Source organism: Actinotalea sp. C106 (assembly GCF_023630195.1).
Classification (GTDB): Bacteria; Actinomycetota; Actinomycetes; order Actinomycetales; family Cellulomonadaceae; genus Actinotalea.
This window is the reverse complement of the sequence record NZ_JALPKN010000482.1, coordinates 1-1,472: the sequence shown is the minus strand read 5'-3', so window position 1 is coordinate 1,472 and position 1,472 is coordinate 1. Positions and strand designations below refer to the sequence as shown.

The 1,472-nt window shown below is 75.5% G+C and carries 1 protein-coding gene and 1 pseudogene; one reads left to right on the top strand and one right to left on the bottom strand.

Annotated features, from left to right (window positions below; genetic code table 11):
- Positions 1–1,037, top strand: a pseudogene (locus L0B03_RS17825) (bifunctional glutamine-synthetase adenylyltransferase/deadenyltransferase); the annotation flags it as partial.
- An 11-nt stretch (positions 1,038–1,048) separates the two neighbouring features.
- On the opposite strand, the gene L0B03_RS17820 reads toward L0B03_RS17825, so the two are convergent.
- Positions 1,049–1,472 (bottom strand): CoA-binding protein (locus L0B03_RS17820; protein ID WP_374205026.1); only part of this gene is annotated, 424 nt, incomplete at its 5' end.

The following is a 1,472-nucleotide window of genomic DNA, read 5'->3' as shown; positions in this document are numbered from 1 at the left end:
GTGCGGTGCGCCGGCGGGAGCTCGCCAGGACGGCCGTCGCCGAGGTGCTGGGCACCCGATCGGTGGTCTCGGCCGCCCGGTCCCTCACCGCGGCCGCGGACGTCGCGCTGGCCGGGGCGCTGCGGATCGCGGAGTTCGAGGCCCGCCAGACCTCGGACGGACTGCTCACCCGGTCGGCGATCATCGCGATGGGTCGTCTCGGCGGCCAGGAGGCCGGGTACGGGTCGGACGCCGACGTCCTCTTCGTCCACGACCCGCTGCCCGGGGTCGACGCCGCCGCGGCGCAGTCCCAGGCCATGACCATCGCGATGCGTGTGCGCGGGCTGCTCGGTGAGATGGGCCCCGAGCCGGCCCTCGAGGTCGACGCCGACCTGCGTCCCGAGGGTCGCAACGGGCCGCTGGTACGGACCCTGGCCTCCTACGGCGAGTACTACCAGCGCTGGTCCTCACCCTGGGAGAGCCAGGCGCTGCTCCGGGCGCGACCCGTCGCGGGGGACGTGGACCTGGGCGAGCGGTTCCTCGAGCTCGTCGCCCCGCTGCGCTACCCGCGCGGTGGCGCCGACCCCGCGATGCTGCGCGAGGTGCGACGGCTCAAGGCGCGGATGGAGGCCGAGCGCCTGCCCCGCGGCGTCGAGCCCACACGTCACCTCAAGCTCGGGCGCGGTGGGTTGAGCGACGTCGAGTGGACCGTCCAGCTCCTCCAGCTCCAGCACGGGCACCAGGTCGAAGGGCTGCGTACCACCTCGACCCTGGACGCCCTGGCAGCCGCGACCGCCGAGGGCCTCGTCGAGGAGGAGGACGCCGAGACCCTCCGCGAGGCCTGGGTGCTCTGCTCGCGGCTCCGGGACGCCCTCGTGCTGCTCTCGGGGCGCGCCGGGGGAGCGGGGGCCGACGTCCTGCCGCACGACAGGCGTGCCCTGAGCGGGTTGGCGCGTCTGCTGGGGTACCCGGCCGGCTCCGGGACCGAGCTCGAGGAGAGCTACCTGCGGACCGGTCGTCGGGCGCGGGCCGTCGTCGAGCGACTCTTCTACGAGTAGACGGGTGCGGGTCAGGCCAGGCCGAGGCGCGCCCCTTCGATCTTGGGGCAGGTGTCGCTGACCACGGTCAGCCCTGCCTGGCGGGCGCGTTCCTCGGCGGCGACGTCGTGCACGCCGAGCTGCAGCCACACCGCGCGAGCCCCGGTCGCGACGGCCTGGTCGATCACCGCGCCGGCGCGCGCGGAGTTCACGAAGACGTCGACGACGTCCACGACACCGGGTACCTCCGCGAGGCTGCGGTACCCCGGTGCGCCGTGCACCGCCTCGGCACGGGGGTGCACGGGGACGACCTCGTGCCCCAGGCGCCGGAGGTAGGCCGCAACCCCGAAGGCCGCGCGTGCGGTGTTCGTGGAGAGCCCGACGACGGCCCATCGCGCGGGGGTGCGCAGCAGGCCGGCGAGGGCGTCGGCGTCGTGGCCGGGGTCGGGGTCGGGC